21 protein-coding genes are annotated in these 16,664 nt (G+C 47.4%); 3 read left to right on the top strand and 18 right to left on the bottom strand.

Translation table 11 applies throughout. The features are described from left to right. Positions 1-120: 120 nt before the first annotated feature. Positions 121-381 carry a 30S ribosomal protein S20 gene (gene rpsT / locus EXIG_RS04210; RefSeq protein WP_012369681.1) on the top strand — a complete coding sequence of 87 codons (261 nt, stop codon included), beginning with the start codon at positions 121-123 and terminating at the stop codon, positions 379-381. Positions 382-494: 113 nt separating this feature from the next. Here the strand turns inward: rpsT and EXIG_RS04205 are convergent, their stop codons facing one another. Both EXIG_RS04205 and holA read right to left on the bottom strand, forming a co-directional pair. Then, positions 495-926: a GNAT family N-acetyltransferase gene (locus EXIG_RS04205; protein WP_012369680.1), complete on the bottom strand. Its 432-nt coding sequence runs from the start codon at positions 924-926 to the stop codon at positions 495-497. 12 nt (positions 927-938) lie between these two features. Then, on the bottom strand, positions 939-1,940 hold the full coding sequence (gene holA / locus EXIG_RS04200; protein WP_012369679.1) for a DNA polymerase III subunit delta: 1,002 nt from the start codon (positions 1,938-1,940) through the stop codon (positions 939-941). 102 nt (positions 1,941-2,042) lie between these two features. Between holA and EXIG_RS15690 the strand changes: the two genes are divergently transcribed. Beyond that, positions 2,043-2,204: a YqzM family protein gene (locus EXIG_RS15690; RefSeq protein ID WP_012369678.1), complete on the top strand. Its 162-nt coding sequence runs from the start codon at positions 2,043-2,045 to the stop codon at positions 2,202-2,204. 35 nt (positions 2,205-2,239) lie between these two features. Here EXIG_RS15690 and EXIG_RS04190 read toward each other — a convergent pair whose 3' ends face one another. The 15 genes from EXIG_RS04190 to EXIG_RS04120 form a co-directional block, all read right to left on the bottom strand. After that, a complete protein-coding gene (locus tag EXIG_RS04190; RefSeq protein ID WP_438940148.1) occupies positions 2,240-4,375 on the bottom strand; it encodes a DNA internalization-related competence protein ComEC/Rec2 in 2,136 nt (711 codons plus the stop codon). Positions 4,376-4,398: 23 nt separating this feature from the next. Next, entirely contained in the window at positions 4,399-5,016 is a 618-nt protein-coding gene (locus EXIG_RS04185) for a helix-hairpin-helix domain-containing protein (protein WP_012369676.1), read from the bottom strand. A 190-nt stretch (positions 5,017-5,206) separates the two neighbouring features. Continuing rightward, on the bottom strand, positions 5,207-5,935 hold the full coding sequence (locus EXIG_RS04180) for a class I SAM-dependent DNA methyltransferase (RefSeq protein ID WP_012369675.1): 729 nt from the start codon (positions 5,933-5,935) through the stop codon (positions 5,207-5,209). Then, positions 5,935-6,282: a ribosome silencing factor gene (rsfS, locus tag EXIG_RS04175; RefSeq protein ID WP_012369674.1), complete on the bottom strand. Its 348-nt coding sequence runs from the start codon at positions 6,280-6,282 to the stop codon at positions 5,935-5,937. The genes EXIG_RS04180 and rsfS overlap by 1 nt, the downstream gene beginning before the upstream one ends. Beyond that, positions 6,279-6,854: a bis(5'-nucleosyl)-tetraphosphatase (symmetrical) YqeK gene (yqeK, locus tag EXIG_RS04170; RefSeq protein ID WP_012369673.1), complete on the bottom strand. Its 576-nt coding sequence runs from the start codon at positions 6,852-6,854 to the stop codon at positions 6,279-6,281. The genes rsfS and yqeK overlap by 4 nt, the downstream gene beginning before the upstream one ends. Next, complete coding sequence (gene nadD / locus EXIG_RS04165) at positions 6,844-7,413, bottom strand: nicotinate-nucleotide adenylyltransferase (protein ID WP_012369672.1); 570 nt, start codon at positions 7,411-7,413, stop codon at positions 6,844-6,846. Before nadD ends, yqeK begins: the two co-directional genes overlap by 11 nt. Continuing rightward, on the bottom strand, positions 7,410-7,703 hold the full coding sequence (yhbY, locus tag EXIG_RS04160; protein WP_012369671.1) for a ribosome assembly RNA-binding protein YhbY: 294 nt from the start codon (positions 7,701-7,703) through the stop codon (positions 7,410-7,412). The genes nadD and yhbY overlap by 4 nt, the downstream gene beginning before the upstream one ends. Before the next feature lies 1 nt (position 7,704). Next, positions 7,705-8,490 carry a shikimate dehydrogenase gene (gene aroE, locus EXIG_RS04155; protein ID WP_012369670.1) on the bottom strand — a complete coding sequence of 262 codons (786 nt, stop codon included), beginning with the start codon at positions 8,488-8,490 and terminating at the stop codon, positions 7,705-7,707. After that, positions 8,490-9,596, bottom strand: coding sequence for a ribosome biogenesis GTPase YqeH (gene yqeH / locus EXIG_RS04150; RefSeq protein ID WP_026829033.1), 1,107 nt, complete (start codon positions 9,594-9,596; stop codon positions 8,490-8,492). Before yqeH ends, aroE begins: the two co-directional genes overlap by 1 nt. A 140-nt stretch (positions 9,597-9,736) precedes the next feature. Continuing rightward, positions 9,737-10,321: a YqeG family HAD IIIA-type phosphatase gene (locus EXIG_RS04145; protein ID WP_012369668.1), complete on the bottom strand. Its 585-nt coding sequence runs from the start codon at positions 10,319-10,321 to the stop codon at positions 9,737-9,739. 151 nt (positions 10,322-10,472) lie between these two features. Further along, on the bottom strand, positions 10,473-11,822 hold the full coding sequence (locus EXIG_RS04140; RefSeq protein WP_012369667.1) for an ArsB/NhaD family transporter: 1,350 nt from the start codon (positions 11,820-11,822) through the stop codon (positions 10,473-10,475). Positions 11,823-11,878: 56 nt separating this feature from the next. Beyond that, positions 11,879-12,658 carry a phosphatidylserine decarboxylase gene (locus EXIG_RS04135; protein ID WP_012369666.1) on the bottom strand — a complete coding sequence of 260 codons (780 nt, stop codon included), beginning with the start codon at positions 12,656-12,658 and terminating at the stop codon, positions 11,879-11,881. Next, entirely contained in the window at positions 12,651-13,142 is a 492-nt protein-coding gene (locus tag EXIG_RS04130) for a thioredoxin family protein (protein WP_012369665.1), read from the bottom strand. Before EXIG_RS04130 ends, EXIG_RS04135 begins: the two co-directional genes overlap by 8 nt. Before the next feature lie 12 nt (positions 13,143-13,154). Next, positions 13,155-14,288 carry a beta-aspartyl-peptidase gene (iadA, locus tag EXIG_RS04125; RefSeq protein WP_012369664.1) on the bottom strand — a complete coding sequence of 378 codons (1,134 nt, stop codon included), beginning with the start codon at positions 14,286-14,288 and terminating at the stop codon, positions 13,155-13,157. Positions 14,289-14,351: 63 nt separating this feature from the next. After that, positions 14,352-14,546, bottom strand: a complete 195-nt coding sequence (locus EXIG_RS04120; RefSeq protein WP_012369663.1) for a YjzD family protein — start codon at positions 14,544-14,546, stop codon at positions 14,352-14,354. 193 nt (positions 14,547-14,739) lie between these two features. On the opposite strand from EXIG_RS04120, the gene EXIG_RS04115 reads away from it, so the two are divergent. Next, the gene (locus EXIG_RS04115; protein ID WP_012369662.1) at positions 14,740-15,549 is read left to right on the top strand and encodes a Cof-type HAD-IIB family hydrolase; all 810 of its coding nucleotides are present in this window, start codon (positions 14,740-14,742) and stop codon (positions 15,547-15,549) included. 62 nt (positions 15,550-15,611) lie between these two features. Here EXIG_RS04115 and EXIG_RS04110 read toward each other — a convergent pair whose 3' ends face one another. After that, positions 15,612-16,463 (bottom strand): YitT family protein, encoded by an 852-nt coding sequence (locus EXIG_RS04110; RefSeq protein WP_012369661.1) that lies wholly within the window; start codon positions 16,461-16,463, stop codon positions 15,612-15,614. Between the last annotated feature and the right edge of the window lie 201 nt (positions 16,464-16,664).

Here is a 16,664-nt window from a genome sequence, read left to right as displayed (position 1 = left end):
ACTGGAGCTGTTATTGCTTTTAAGAAAAACGTTTGCTACAATTGTGTTTGTTCTGTTGAACGATAAATGCAGATATGCGAATATAAATCTCGAATGAGTTTTCTTGGAGGTGAATCATCCATGGCTAACATTAAATCAGCAATCAAGCGTGTTAAAACAGCTGAAAAACGCCGCGTCGCTAACGTACAACGTAAATCGTCTATGCGTTCAGCTATCAAAGCAGTCGAAACTTTCGCTACTGAAGGCAACAAAGAGCAAGCGCTCGTAGCTTTCAACACAGCATCTAAGAAAATCGACAAAGCTGCTGCTAAAGGTCTTATCCACAGCAACAAAGCTGGTCGTGACAAATCACGTCTCGCTCGTCTCGTAAACGCACTTTAATTCTTCCTTGAAGGAATACAGTGATTGAATCACCACCTGGAGCCTGCTCCGGTGGTGATTTTTTTTATGTTTAAAAACCATCCGACGGTCTTGTCGGATGGTTTTGCTTTTTCTCAGAAACGATCCACCATGATATGATGCGGACCAATTCCTTCAATCTCAAATGATTCGCTTGCCACCGTCAAACCTAGTCTCTCATAAAAAGGAACGGCAACGAGTCGGGCGTTACACCACCAACCGTCTGCACCTTGTGCTTTCAGTCGATTCCGTGCCTCTTCCAACAATGCTTTTCCATACCCTTCACCACGGACAGCAGGACTTGTCGCCATCCCCCGTAATTGATAGGTCAATTCCGGATAAGTCTCATGGGAACGCTGTATGAAAGTACCGACTGCGACGATGTGTCCGTCCTTGATTCCTCCGAGGTGAAAGGTGCCTTCCCGTTGATCGTCCGGATACGTACACATCTCAATTGGTTGGTTCGGACGCAATACTTCATGTCGAAGTGAAATGACTTCAGGTGCTTGAATGATTCGAATCTCCATCTGTTTTGCCTCCTATAATGTAGCGAGCCGCACAATCAAGGCATCAAACAAAATTCGTTTGTCTCCTCTGCCCGTCTTCATCCCTTCATCCGTCGTCGTAATGGCGACCAACGCCTGCTCCAGCTGCGCAAACGTAAAGCGTTTCCCCGCCTGTAAAGCCAGTTTGATGGCATAAGGATGCGCTCCGACTTTTGACGCGATTTGCCGCTCCCCGTATCCTTGTTCCGCCAGACGTTTTGACAACAGCATCATCCGATACTGGCGTGCCATCAGTCCGAGTAATGCCAAAACTTCCTGTCCCTGTTTTTCAAGATCCCGAATCAAACGAATCGCCGGTTCCAGCTGACGCTTCATCAAATAATCCGTCAATTGGAATACATTATCCTCTAACGTCCGCGGCACCAGTAAATTAACATCTTCCAGTTCAATCGTCGGATGATCCCCGGCATACAGCATGAGTTTATCCAGTTCACGTGTCAGTGTCGCCCACATCTCACCCGTCAAAAAAATCAATCGTTCGATAGCCGGCCGCTCCATCCGGTATCCTTTGTCGTTAACAGCATCCATCACGAAACGAAACAGTTCTTCCGTCGTCGGTTTCTTCGCCTCGAGTATGACAGCCCGGTCCTTTAACCGTTTGACGATTGTTTTCCGCTCATCCAGTTTCTCCGCCTCGACGATCAACACGACCACTGCATAATCGGCAGGTTGAACGATGTATTCGGCTAACCGTTCCACATTATGTGTTTTTTTATCCTTTGCACCCGTTAAAAAAGTAGCCGGTTTGGCAATGACGACACGGTAATCACTTAAAAAAGGGACGGTTTCCGCTTCGTCCAGGACGGCGTCGAGCGGTTGGTCGTTTAAATCAATTTTCATGTAGTCAAAACGTTCACCGTCCGGTAAAGCGGCTTTGACGATTTCACGTTCCCATTCTTCCAAAAGATGTCGTTCCGTTCCATATAATAAATAAAGGTTCGCCAGTTTTCCGTTGACAAGCCAAGGTGTTTTCATCTTCCCCACCACATTTCACAGTTTGTTCTTAACTTCATCATAGATAATCCTCTTTTATTCCGCTATACTAGAAGCGGAATCTATTTTTAGGGGGAATGCAGCATGGCACATTCAGTACGTCCACCAAGTGAGAATGCGTTTGAAAACGACATTCAGTCAAAACGTAATGACGCGCTTGACTCAGCGGTCGGTTTTGGCGCATCGTTCGGCTTTTTCGCAGTCTTGTTCATCATTGGCGTTGTCATTAAATTCTTAAGCCTATAATCAATAAAACAGCAACCTTGGGGGGTTGCTGTTTTTTATTTTAGCATAGGTTCACAGCCCGTTGCAGAACAAGTTATCATTCCCGATTGATCGGTCCGCATGACGGTCCGGTCTCTTGTTCGTTCCAGTACTTCCGGATGAGGATGACCATACCGGTTGTTCCGCCCTGCCGAAATGATAACCAGATCCGGATCCGTTTTCTGCAGAAGCTGTTCTCCGGTCGATGTTTTCGAACCATGATGACCGGCTTTTAAAATATCGACCTTCTGGACGGACCACGTCTCCTCTTGATCAATACTGGCATCCCCCGTCAGCAAAACGCGCTTCCCCGCAACATCGGCAAGCAATACGACCGACCGGTCATTTTCTTCTTCTGCGTTTGTTGCCGGAGCCACCACTTCGAGCCAGGGACGAATCCGTTGTCTCGAATGAATGAATTGAATCCGTGTTCCTGTCGCTTCAATCTGATCAATCAATGCGCGCCGTTTCGGATCTTGATTATCAAACTGTCCCATATAAACCGTGTCTACTTGAATCTTCCGCAAGAGACCGACCAATCCGCCGATATGATCATGATCCGCATGTGTGACGACCAATCCTTCAATGTGTGTTTCTCCCCGTGTATGTAAAAACGGGGCAACGATTTGTCCTCCCGGATCAAACGGTCGTAACGGCGGACGGATGGATAAGGAAAACGCTCCTCCTGTATCAATGACAAACGTTTCCCCCGCTTTTTCAATGACCGTACTGTCTCCCTGTCCGACATCAAGAAAGGTAATTCGCTCCGGCGTCTGATGGTCCATATAGAGGCTTGCTGCAAGCAGGCCGACCAGCGGGACCAGATGCCCGAACCATCTTCGTTCGGCTAACCACCAGCCGCTAAGGACGGTTCCTGTCCCGATCAGAAGTACGGGTAACGAAAAAAGATGAACAGCAACCGTCGGGACAGGCAGCTTTTCCGCCCAAGCCAATGCTTGATCGAGAAAAGACGTCGCCTGACCATGCAGACGAATCAGATTATCGGACGATGGAATCAGTACCGCGGTACCGACCAGGAAAGACAGCGGTAAAATCACCCATTCTATCCACCCGCCAAGAAGAATGTTCAATAATGGCGACCACAACGAAACTTCCGTTTGTTGCGCCAGCTGCAACACAAGACTTGTCATGATTTGAGCCCAGAGGCTGATCAGCAGCCAGTTCCAAGGACGTTTGATTTTTTCCCACATCTTACGGGACAGGAGCAGAAAAATCGTCAGTCCGACAGTCAGTTGAAATCCGACATCATACAAAGATGTATACGAAATCGCCAATTGAAGCGCACCAATCAAACTGACGACCCACAAAGGATCCGGCCGCCGGTTGATCCGGTGACAAAACAGCAACACCATCGCGACACAGACCGCCCGTGTGACCGGGGCACTCCATTCTGTCAACCATCCATATAACGGCAAAGTCAACAATAGAAATTCAAATCTCCGCTCCCGCGTCAACCGCAGTTTTTTTAAGAACCACAAGACCGTCAAAATTAAAAAGGCAATATGTGAACCGGAGATGACGATTGCATGCAAGAGTCCGAACTTTTTAAAGCGTTCCATCGTCATCTGATCCATTAAGCGGTCTTCGCCTAACACTAAAGCTTCCACATACAACGCTTGTTTGACCGGAAGTTGTTCAATCCGTGTCATCCACTGCTGGCGAATCCGCCGCCCGTTCGCTCCCAATCCGGGAGTTTCGGTGCATTTGCCCCATTTCACGACCTCATATTTCCCCCGTAACTGTTCGGTGCGCATCCAACGGGCTTCATCAAATCCGCCCAAATTCACTCTCGGCAACACCGGCCGTTCTTCCAACTCGACTTCACAGCGTTGTCCGATCCGTTCATAGTCGCTCTCTGTTTTTTCATCCAATGTGGCGGCGACAACGATTTGTTGATTATGAGATTTTGCGAGATACCGGATTCGGTCCCCGTTCTGTTTCGCGTCCAGAATATCGATGACTGTGATCGGTGCAAGCGGCTGTTCTGTCGGCATACTCAGTAAAAACACGACCGTCAGTCCTAAAAGTGACAAAACAGAATACCTCGACATCGACCAGGACTTTAGTATAAGAATCATTGAACAGATTGCAACCAGCCACAGAGATTCCTTTAAGGCAATAAGTCCGATCATAAAAAACAACGGAAACAGCGGCATCAGTAGACAATGAGATATGCTTTCAGATTTTCAAGTGTCTTTGGTCCGAAACCTTTTACATCTCCAAGATTTTCATACGTTGCAAAACCGCCTTTTTCTTCCCGGTATTGTAGAATCGCACCGGCTTTAGCAGGACCGATTCCCGGCACTTCCAGCAGCTGTTCTTCTGTCGCTGCGTTTAAATCGAGCAGTCCTTTCGGAATTTCTGCCTGTTCAGAAGTTTCCGGTGCCGCCTTCTTGGATGACTTGGCCTTTTTTCTAGTCGGAACAATCACTTCCTGACCGTCAATTAAACGTGCTGCTAGATTAAGTTGTTTGATGTCCGCTTCCGCCGTCACTTCCGCTCGTTTAATGGCATCTTGAACGCGATCACCGAGTCGAAAACTGTATGGACCGGGCCGCTTGACCGCCCCTTTGATATCAACCATGATTTTTTTCTGGACGAGCGTCTGATCCGCCGAACGGTCTTCTGCCTGTGCTTCCTGTTCTCGTTCAACGACTGCCGGTTTTTCAACCAATGCTTCGTTCGAACATGAAGGCAGCGGAACAAATAAGATAACGAGCAGTAAGAGAACAACCGTGATCGTTGCTACTTGCTGTAAACGTGGAATCGTCATCCATATCCCTCCTGTCCCTTCGACTGTATCAATCTTTCCGTCGCTTCTGAACAGGACTAATCTTCATTATCCGGTGACGTGCCTCTCCTGACCGCCTTTATTCTTCCCTTTGATTCAATCATCCATCGGTTCACCCGAAAACAACGTCAAAAAAACCATCAACATGAGATTCGTTGATGGTTAGAGACCTTTATATTTTTTCAGCAACGAAAAAAATACGTTCGGCTGTTTCAGTTGGTGCATCGGATTTAAAATCACCGGTTACGGCACATACACGAAAACCTGCTTCGCGCAACCAAGTGATATATTGTTCCGGCGGATATGTCCGTTGATGATGTGTCTCGTCGACACGATCGTACCGGCCGTCCTCGCCTTCAATAAAGAAGGTCAGTTCATGAACAACCGATAACGGTTCTTCACCGGGATCTGCGAACCAGATATACGAACTTTGCTCGGCATGGGTGGCGTATGTTTTCCCGTTAAATAACGTCTCCATTTTATACGGGGAATGAACATCAAACAACAACTTTCCACCGTCCGTCAACAAACGTGCTGCACTGTCGAACGTCTGTTTGACATCTGCTTCCGTCTGCAAGTAATTCAAGGAATCACATAAAATCGTTATCGCATCCACCGGTTCCGGCAATTCCAGTTCCCGCATGTCCTGTACCCAAAAATCAACGTGCCGATTGGTCTCCATTGCTTTTTCTTGGGCAATTTCAAGCATCTCTTCCGATAAGTCGACACCGGTGACTTCATAATGGTCAGCCAGTAACAAGGTTGCCGTTCCGGTTCCGCAACCGATATCCGCAATTCGCTTGCCGGGCTCGACCTGTTCAAGTACCCACGCGACCCATTCGGGATACGGGACGTCTTGCATCAGTTCGTCATAGACATACGCAAACTGTTCGTACGCCATTAGTCAATCTCGACTTCGACTTTAGGAGCATCTGCCCAGAGCTTCTCAAGGTTGTAGTAATCACGGTCATCACGGTGGAAGACATGAACGACAACGTTCTCAAGATCTGCGAGGACCCAGCGTGCCGCGTCCATTCCTTCTAGTCGTTTGATCGGTAATTCATTTTTGTGCGCGACTTCTTTCACTTCACGCGCGATGGCTTGCACTTGTTTTTCCGAGTTCCCTTCACAAATTACGAAGTAATCCGCGATCGGTGAAATGCTCGACATGTCGAGTACGACGATGTCCTCGGCACGCTTATCATCAATTGCATTTACGATTAATTTTAATTCTTGTTCGACTGTCATAGGACGGTCCCCTTTCGTTTTTCCGGCACGAACGCATTATACGTCTTAATCGTCAACGGAAAAATCACTGTTTGTTTTTTGCATAAAAATGAAATCGTCTGAACAAGTGTCGCGATGACAGCTTGCGTCAAATCTTCCTGCGCGATTTGCCGAAGCTGTTCGACACCTGGATAATGACGATTCGGTTCAATCGCATCTGCGACAAAAATGACTTGATCGAGCAGCGGCATGTTCGGAGCACCCGTCGTATGGTTGGCGATGGCTTGATAAATATCAGCGTCTTCCACCCCGAGTTCCCGCTTGACGAGTTCTGCCCCGACCGGTGCATGCAATAATTCTTCATCATAATTGAGTAATTCATCCAGTCCAAGTTCCACTGCTACACGTTGCATCTCGGACACATTCCGATATTTCGCATAATCGTGCAGCATGGCTGCCAAAGCAGCCTTGTCTTCTTGAACTCCGTATTGTCGTGCCATTTGAATGGCGGTCTCGACGACACCGAGTGTATGGATGTAACGTTTTTCAGGCAATGTTTCCTTAATGATTCGTTTCGCTTCTTCAAGTCGCATAGAGGTTCCACTCCTCGATTAATTGTCGGACCGGTTCCGGAACGAGATAACGAATACTGCGTCCTCTCGCCACCCGTTGCCGGATATCGGTCGAAGAGACTTCAAGCAACGGCATATCGACTGCTGTGACACGCGCACCTTCCGGAATCAGATAACGACTGCCCGGACGTGCGACTGCCCCGAACTCGATTTCCTTGTACAACTTTTCCGACCGGTGCCATGTCCCTAAACTGACTAATGAATCCGCACCAATCAGGAAAAAGAATGCATGCTCGGGATAACGTCTCTTCAGTTCCCGGATTGTATCAAACGTGTACGATTTCGTTTCCCGTTCGAACTCAATCTCCGATACTGAAAAATCCTGATTGTCCCGGACGGCTGCTCGGACAAGTTCCAGACGTTTCGCCGCACTCGTCACGGTCGATTGTTTGTGCGGAGGCAGTTTTGCCGGCAAAAACCAGACCGCATCCAGTTGAAGTTGCTCTTTCGCTTGTTCGGCAATCAGCAGATGACCGATATGGGGTGGATCAAACGTTCCGCCCATCAAACCGATCTTCATCGCGGTAATTGAAGTGTCTTATTCTCTTTCGATTCCTTGTAGAGAACGATGACTTTTCCGATGACTTGAACGAGTTCTGCATTCGTTCCGTCAACGAGCTCAGCCGCGACATCTTTCGGAGCGTCGGCACAGTTTTGAAGCACTTGTACTTTCAAAAGTTCACGTTTTTCGAGTGCATCCATCAAGTCTGCACACATCGCTTCACCAACACCGTTTTTTCCGACTTGGAAAATCGGGCTTAAGTCGTGAGCCGTTGCGCGTAAATACCGTTTTTGTTTACCTGTTAACATATTATGATTCCTCCAATTGCTTTCTAATCACCTGCTCGCCGAGAGCGATGTCAGGTTTATGACCGGTGAAGCGTTCAAATGCTTCAGCCGCTTGTAGTACAAACATTAAAACACCATCAAGTGTATCAAGCCCGTTTGCGGTCGCTTCCCGCAAAAGACGGGTCGGGGTCGGTCGATAAATAATATCACAAATCAAGGCTGTCGTCGCTGTCAATTCAATTGGTGTCTGATCGATGGCAGGAGCCATTCCGACAGAAGTCGTATTGATGATGACATCATATGGCGTCAAATCAAGCGTCCTTGACCACGGAACAGCAGATTGTCCGAATTCAGCAGCCACCTGTTCAGCCGTCTGATTCGTCCGGTTCATGACAGTAACATGACCGGGAAGCATCGGAATAATTCCGCGGGCTGCTCCGCCTGCTCCAATCACTAAACTGTTTTTCGCATTCGTCCATGTCGCAAGGGCACGGGCAAACCCGGTGCCGTCTGTATTGGCACCGACCAGTTCCTCCCCGTCCCAGTAGACGGTATTGACGGCACCGGCGCGGGCTGCTGCCGGCTCCAGACGATCAAGAAAAGGAATGATGGCCGACTTATGTGGAATCGTCACATTGATTCCATCAAACTGCCGTTTTCTTACCTTCTGAACGAACGCTTCCAGCCCGTCCCCTTCGACATCTAACGTAGTATAACAACCGAAAAGCCCAGCCGCTTTCAGCCATGTTTCGTGCAACATGGGTGAAAGTGAATGGGCAATCGGATGACCGATGACAGCAAATTGCATCAGACAAGCGCCTCACGTAAGGAGACAGCAACACCTTTTGGTGCATAGGCAGCAACTCGTCCGCCTTTTCCGTGAACTGCCACCCAACCGAGTCCACTGAAAACGATATCCGTTTTCATGTTGTCGCGTAGACTGAACTCGTGTCGAACGAGCGGCGGAAGCATCTCAAGCGTCTTTTCATTCGGCGGAGATAACAATTCTCCGTTATGATTCGCATACAGATCGTCTGCTTTGTCGAGCTTCGTCCGGTGTACTTTTAAGTCATTTGACATATAGATGACGAATGACCGTTTGTTGCCTTCCATGTAGTCAAGACGTGCCAGACCACCGAAGAACAACGTTTGTTGCGGATGAATTTGGAAGACTTGCGGTTTGATTTCTTTTTTCGGCGTAATCAATTTCAAGTCTCTTGCATCCACATAATGTGCCATTTGGTGATGATTGATGATTCCCGGTGTGTCGTACAGATTACAGTTATCATCGAGCGGGATATCAATCAAATCAAGTGTCGTTCCCGGGAAGTGGCTGACTGTGATGACAGCTTCTTCTTCTTCACCGAAACGTTTGATGACTTGGTTAATCAATGTCGATTTACCGACGTTCGTACAGCCGACGACGTAAACGTCGCGTCCTTTACGGTAATAATCGATTTTTTCCGCCAACTCATCCACACCGTGTCCTTTTTTCGCACTGATCAGATGGACATCGACCGGACGCAGACCAAGTTCTTTTGATGTTTGGCGCATCCAGTTCATCAGACGATTCGGATTAAGTGATTTCGGGAGCAGGTCGGCTTTATTTCCGACGAGCAACACATCATTTTTTCCGACAAACCGGTGTAATCCAGGTAACCAACTTCCGTTAAAATCAAAAATATCGACAATTTTAACGACTAATGCATCTTTTTGACCGATTCCATCTAAGATTTTGACAAAATCATCGTCCGTTAATGCGACGTCTTGAATTTGGTTGTAATGTTTTAGTTTAAAACAACGTTGGCAAATGACCATTTCACGGTCAAGTGCAGATTTAGGCGCATAACCAGGTGCTTTTGGATCCTCTGTTTGGATCGCGACACCACAGCCTGCGCAATTGATTTCTTCCATGTGTGTGTTGAGCCGCATCGGGACTTTCCCTTCTCTATTCAACGTAGCGCCCTGCACGCCACTCCAAGAGCGTAACTTCCGACCTTTCGCCGTACATGTTGCGACTGCTGCCTATCCTTTCATCTACCGGTATGACAGGGTCATTGCTGCTTATCTTGACGAAGGGTCTCAATCGGGTGTTTTAACACTGCCGGATCTTCTTTGACACGTTGCGTCAATTTGTAGATCCCTTTGCGTTTCATCCGACGGAAAATTAACCGTTCCATCAAGCGATTAAATTTTGTGACGACACCGTCTGTCTTGACGACGGGTTGAACGTGAATTACTTCGATACCTACTGAATTTGCGCCTAACACATCTGTAAACAATTGATCTCCAAGGAAGACAACTTCCTTCGCGTGATAACCAAATTCCGTCAACGCACGTTTGAAACCAATCGGTAAAGGTTTACGGGCCGGTGCAATATAATGTAAGCCAAGTGGATCCGCAAATTTCTTGACTCGATCGCCGTTATTATTCGAGACGATGATGACGTCAAATCCGTATTGGTTATTCACCATATCGAGCCATGACACCAATTCGTCTGGAGCATCGGCAATATTCCAAGCAACAAGTGTATTATCAAGATCCGTCAAAATTGCTTTGACACCGTTTCGTTTTAACATCTCTAAGTCGATATCATAAATCGACGCCACAAAATGTTTTGGATAAAGTCGTTTAAACAAGAATAAAACCTCCAGATAATGGTCTAGCTCTATAGTTAAGTTTAAGAAACAGTTATGTTCTTATCGTTCGATTATAGCACAATCCATTTGATAGAGCGACGACCAAAAGAAAACGAAAGAGTACATGTCTCTTCCGTTTCAAAAATTTTCTTCAATAATAGCGGATCCATAAATAAAGTTGCGAAATAATCAGCGTTACGATGGTGATCGGAGCCCCGTAAAGTAAGAATCTTCCGTAGGTGAACTTCTCCCCTTGCCGCGTAGCTAATCCCGCGACAATCACATTGGCTGACGCGCCAATCAATGTTCCGTTCCCTCCAAGACATGCTCCGAGCGACAAGGACCACCATAAGACGTCGACTTGTTGACTGTCGGGTGACAATCCAATTCCTGTCGCCACATCATTGATCAATGGAATCATCGTCGCGACGAACGGAATATTATCAATCGTCGCACTGGCAATGCCGGATAACCAAAGAACAGCGGTTGCTGTCGTCTGGATGTCTCCCCCTGTCAACGTGATTGTTTTTTCTGCCAAGAAACGGATGACGCCCACTTCCTGAATTCCGCCGACTAAGATAAACAGTCCCGCGAAGAAAAAGATTGTCGTCCACTCTACCCGGGCGAATACTTCCTCCAATTGGTGGTTGTTTTCAATCGTCAGCAGCATTAAGATAGTCGCTCCTAGGATTGCGATGGCAGGTGCTTCCAAATGAAGACCGATTCGACTCAGTAACGGATGAATGACGAACAATGCAATCGTACTTACCAGGACGATACTGCTGCGCGTGACTAATTTACGGCTGACGATGTAGCTGTTTTCGTCAATCTCCATCAATTTTTGTTGGTCTTCCGGTTCCACGTGTAAGTGTTTGCGGAAAATCATATACAAAATACCGATTGTCACGATTGTAATCAGCACAATCACAGGTGCGAGGTTCAATAAGAAGGCATTGAACGTCAAATGCGGATTAGCGGCTCCAATCATGATGTTCGGAGGGTCACCGATCAATGTGGCCGTTCCACCGATGTTGGCAAACAGGACTTCCGCCAGTAAAAATGGAAACGGCTTGATTTTTAAGACCTTCGTAATCGAAAACGTAATTGGAACAATCAACAGGACCGTCGTGACATTGTCTAAAAAGGCAGATCCGAGTGCCGTCAATCCGGATAGTAAAATCAAGATTTTTACCGGATCTCCCTTTGTTTTTTTAGCCGCCCGAATGGCAATGTATTCAAACAATCCGGACTGATTGGCAATCGTCACTAAAATCATCATCCCGATCAATAAGACGATTGTTCCCCATTCAACGTATTCAAACAAGGCAGATTCCAACCGGACGATGCCGAATATCACCATTGCTAATGCACCTAACAGGGCGACAATTGCCCGACTAATTTTTTCACTGATGATAAATGCATAGGTCACTAAAAAAATGAATAAGGCCCCGTAAATTTGAAGCGACGAACCCGATGCTCCCGTAAACATTAAAACCTGCATGATAGCTTCCTCCTAAGCATGACGAAACGCTCCCTTCGTAACGGGAGCGTCTCCATTCATGAATTCCAATAACCGATGCGTTGCCCCATCAAAACCGGACCTTTGATGTCCGTTTCTAATGTGATGGCATCTTTCGGGCAAATCAAGACGACTGTTGAGCCGAATGAAAAATAGCCGAACTCATCGCCCCGTCTGACTTCTCGGTTTTGATTCGTTTGGACGATGGTGTTCACGTTCAAGGCACCGACCATGACATGCTCCAGTGCGTGTTTCCCGTGTGTGATACGGGTGACCCGGCGATAGTTTCGCGTCAGCGGCCGTTTTCCGTATTCAAGTCCGAGATCATTGACCGGTGCCGAATCACGGCCGAGTGTATAGCTCGTCCGAACGGTTCCGTCGATTGGTACATGCACCCGGTGATAGTTCTGTGGACTGAGGTAAAAAATCAATACCTTTCCTCCGATGTAGTGATCGGCTTCATGGTGCGAACCGAGCAACTCAGATACCGAATACGTCTGCCCTTTGACGGTAAAACGACTGTCTTCCGTCAAATCCTCGACAACCGATAAGACGCCGTCACACGGACTGACGACAGCTTGCTCCGACTGGTCAATCGGACGAACGGTTTCCTTTAAATTCCGGACAAACAAATCATGCAGCGTCTTATACGACTCAAGCGGCTGATCCGCCTCCTGCATCTGTAAGTCATACATTTTAACAAACGGTCGAATCAGCGGACGGCTGACCGGACTCATCGCAAAACGCCGCAATTGTTTTGCGACGGCCGGATGACCGTTCAGTTCAAACAGTTGTGTAAAGAACCATTTTTTAATCATTTAAATCACCTGACGACTCTTCCTCGGAATTTTTCACGGCTTTCCCTGCGAAAAATTCTTTATACGCGTCTTCTGTCTGCTCTCCGGATACGCGGCTGACTTCTTTTCCATCTTTGAAATGAACGACAGTCGGTGTGCCTTCGATTCCAAACGTGTCCCAAGCCGACTGTTCGACGGCTAAGTCAATTTGTTCAAATGGAATATCCTGTTTTTCACCGAGTGGTACTAAGTACGGTTTTACTTTTTCACAGTGTACGCATCCCGTCTGATAAAAATACGTATAAAATTCATCACCGGACTTCAGCTTATCCGACACTTGACTCGCAGTTAGGTTTCCGTTTTTAGAGGCGGTATCCTCTCGATCCGTAAACAGTAACATCGTCGCCCCGATCAAGACGATCAGCGCAATCACACCAGCCGTAATCCAATTAGCTTTCGATTGCGGTTTTTTGGTTGATTTCACACGGTTAGATTTCTTTGACACAGTATCCCTCCGTCATTTTGGCAACAGCCATTTTTTCTGAATCATTATAGCATGCCCCTCTGCAAGAATCGTATCGATTTGCAAAGCGTCATCAATCAGTAACAGATCGGCACGTTCACCTGGTTGGATGTTCCCTCCGGAAATACCATAGGCCTCGGCGACGTTTGACGTGACCGTCTGAATCGCGTCCTTGAAATGCACGCCATGCTTCACTGCTTCACGGACCGCATCCAACATCGAGGTCGGTTTTCCGGTTTCAAGACGAAGCAGTTTCCCGCTCTCGTCAAAGGCAGGCGGGCTTGCACCGGCGTCACTGGACATCGTAATCCGGGTCAAAGGAATACCGGCAGCAAGAGCACGGTGAAGCGCCTGTCCTGCTGGAATTTCCCCTTCTTTAATGAATGCTTCCGTCGTACAGGTCGTAAAATCAATACGCCCGCCTTGTTTCGCCCAACGTAAGCCGGCTTCAAAAATCCGTTCACTACGGTTGATGTGCGTTGGCAAAAATTGGGTAATCGGAATATCCGTCATTTCGACTACTTCTTCGAGCAGAGCAAGGGCGCGTTTCCCGTCGCCGATATGGACATTCATCGTTCCCCGCACTCCTTTTAAGAGACCGGCAATCCGTGCTTGCGAAGCAAGACGTGACAACTCATGGACCGTCGGTTGGGTAGAACGATGATCATTGATCGCAATCTCACCAATTCCGATGACTTCGTTAATCAACAGAATATCTTCAGCAATCGACGGCGTAATCGAAACCGGCGGGACGGCGTAACTGCCTGACAAGAGAAAAGAACGGATTCCTTGGCTCGTATAGCCCCGCAAGTGTGCGAGCAAATCGATTCCTGTTCGTGTCCAGCCATCTGTTCCAAGCAATCCGACGACGGTCGTGACACCTGCTTCGAGAAAATCAGCGGCCGAAAGCGGAGGTGTCCGTGTTGCAAAACCACCTTCCCCGCCCCCGCCGATTGGATGGACGTGTCCATCGAGCAGACCCGGGATCAGTTGTTTCCCCGTCCCGTCAATCGTCTGAGTAATCAGCCGTTCATCCACCGTATAGGAACCGATGGCAAGAATCTTCCCCGCACCAATCAGTACATCCGTCGCTTCACCGGCTACTGTCACATTTTTAAGTATTATCATCACTTGCCTCCCAAATCATAAAAAGCGAGCCTATCGTCCAAATGACGATATCTCGCTTTTACCTTATTCTGCCTTTGTCCCTTGACCAAGACCAAGATCTTCATTGACTGCATCAAGTGCGAAGACGACAAGTGAAGTCACGACTGACATAGCTGTCGCGAATCCGAAGTTATACGTGACTGCATCGACCGCTGATACGATGAACACGGCTGTGTTCACGAGTAAGAACGACCAGAAGAATGTAACGAGAAAACGCATTCTTCCCCCTCCATTTCTTAACTTACTTTTTAATGTCCTACGTTTCGTAGTATATCATTTTTTAAGGGAACGGACAGCTTTTCTCCGATTTTTTTAAACGCTTTCCCGAATTCAAAAAGCAGACAATTTTAGATATTTTTCGATGGATTATGCTACAGTAAGCGTAATGAATCCAGAGTGGAGTGAGTATCCCATGCAACGTCATCTGATCGCCGTCGATTTGGACGGCACATTATTACGCGACGACAAAACCATCAGTCAGGCCAACTTACACGCATTGAGAACGGCACGCGAGAACGGCCACGAAGTCGTCATCGCCACCGGACGTCCTTTCCGGCACGCGAAACGCTATTACGATGAACTCGGATTGACGACACCGATCGTCAATTTTAACGGCGGACTGGTTCACCATCCGCATGATCCACATTTTGAAGTCAGCCATCATCCGATTCCGCTGAAAACCGTCCAGCACATCCTGGAGTCGGTATCGGACTCGAAAACACAAAATATCGTGTGTGAGGTGACCGATCATGTTTACTTCCAAAATGATCCGGTCGGAATTTATGAATTCTATACAGATCATGCTTTATCCGTAACGACCGGCGATTTACGAAAGGTTCTGCAACACGAACCGACATCGCTCCTGATTCATGCGAAAGGTGAACATGTCCAGGACATCCGGTCCGAACTTTCAAGCATTCATGCGGAAACGGTCTTGAACCGTCAATGGGTCAAACCGGAATATATGGTCGAGGTCATGCGAAAAGGGACGAGTAAAGCAATCGGCTTACACCAAATTTCACGTCATCTCGGAATCGAACAAAAACAGATCATTGCTTTCGGAGATGAAGAAAACGACTTGGAAATGCTCGAGTACGTCGGGCATGGTGTCGCGATGAGCAACGCCATCGGAGCACTGAAACTGGTTGCCAACGGTACGACGAAATCGAACCAGGAAGACGGAATCGCTTATTACCTGAAACATGTGCTCGGCCTGATTTAATCTCATGAACAAAGCCGGCTTCTCTGTCCATCAGACAGAAAAGCCGGCTTTGTTGTTTCACCTTACCCTTTACGGAAGTAACCGACGACAGAGTCTGTCGCGACGACGTTGATGAACACCGTTTCGTCCGCATCGCGGCAAATCCGTTCAATATCGCGCAACTCATGCCGTTCGATGACCATCATCAGCGTCGACTTCTCAGCCCGTGAGTACGTCCCGATGGCCGGCATCTGAGTAATTCCGCGAATGATGTGTTGATGAAGTGCCGTCGTGATATCGTCGGCATGATTCGTAATGATGAAAATCGTCAACCGTTGATTGCTTGTATGAATTTCATCGACGACTTTCGACGTGACATAAATGAAGACAATCGTATACAGTGCCGTCGACCAACCAAACAATGCTCCTGCAAGGATTGCAATCAAAAAGTTCAATACAAACAGGTATAATCCCACGCTCCGGTCGGAGAAACGGGCAAAAATCAATGCCACGATATCAAAACCACCCGTAGATGCCCCGAATTTAATCGTAATTCCGGTTCCGATTGCCAGTAAGACCCCACCAAATACGGCATTGAGCGTTTGATCACCCGGAATAACAGCATACTGAGGAATAAGTCCGATAAAAATCGTTGTCGCCAAAACCGATATCAATGTAATGATGGTAAAACTGCGTCCTAGCATGATCCATGCTAAAACAATCAATGGCAGATTCAAGACTAAAAACCAGACGTTTTCCCCGAAAGCAAACGCCGTCCCTTGTAACACCTGCGTTAAAATCTGGGCAAGTCCCGTAAATCCTGTCGAGTAAACACCACTTGGAATCAAGAACCAGTTCATCGCTACTGCGATGACGAACCCGCCAATCGAGGCGACAATCACTTTTAGCATACTTTCCTTTACAACCGCTGTCACACCTTGTTCTCCTCTCATTCGTAAACTATCTTGGAACACTTTAGCACATAACAAATGTGTCCGGATAGTCAAGATGATGAAAGAATTACATTTCTTTTTTTGGTAACGCTCTCATTTTCAGAAGTTGAACACATTCTTCCTCAGACGAAAAAAGGGGGCAGATTTGACATCCGCCCCCTTTGTTTCATATCCGGTAAAAAT

It is taken from the genome of Exiguobacterium artemiae 255-15, from assembly GCF_000019905.1.
GTDB lineage: Bacteria > Bacillota > Bacilli > Exiguobacteriales > Exiguobacteriaceae > Exiguobacterium_A > Exiguobacterium_A artemiae.
Note: the sequence above shows the minus strand (reverse complement) of the source record. Positions and strands in the feature narration are given on the sequence as shown.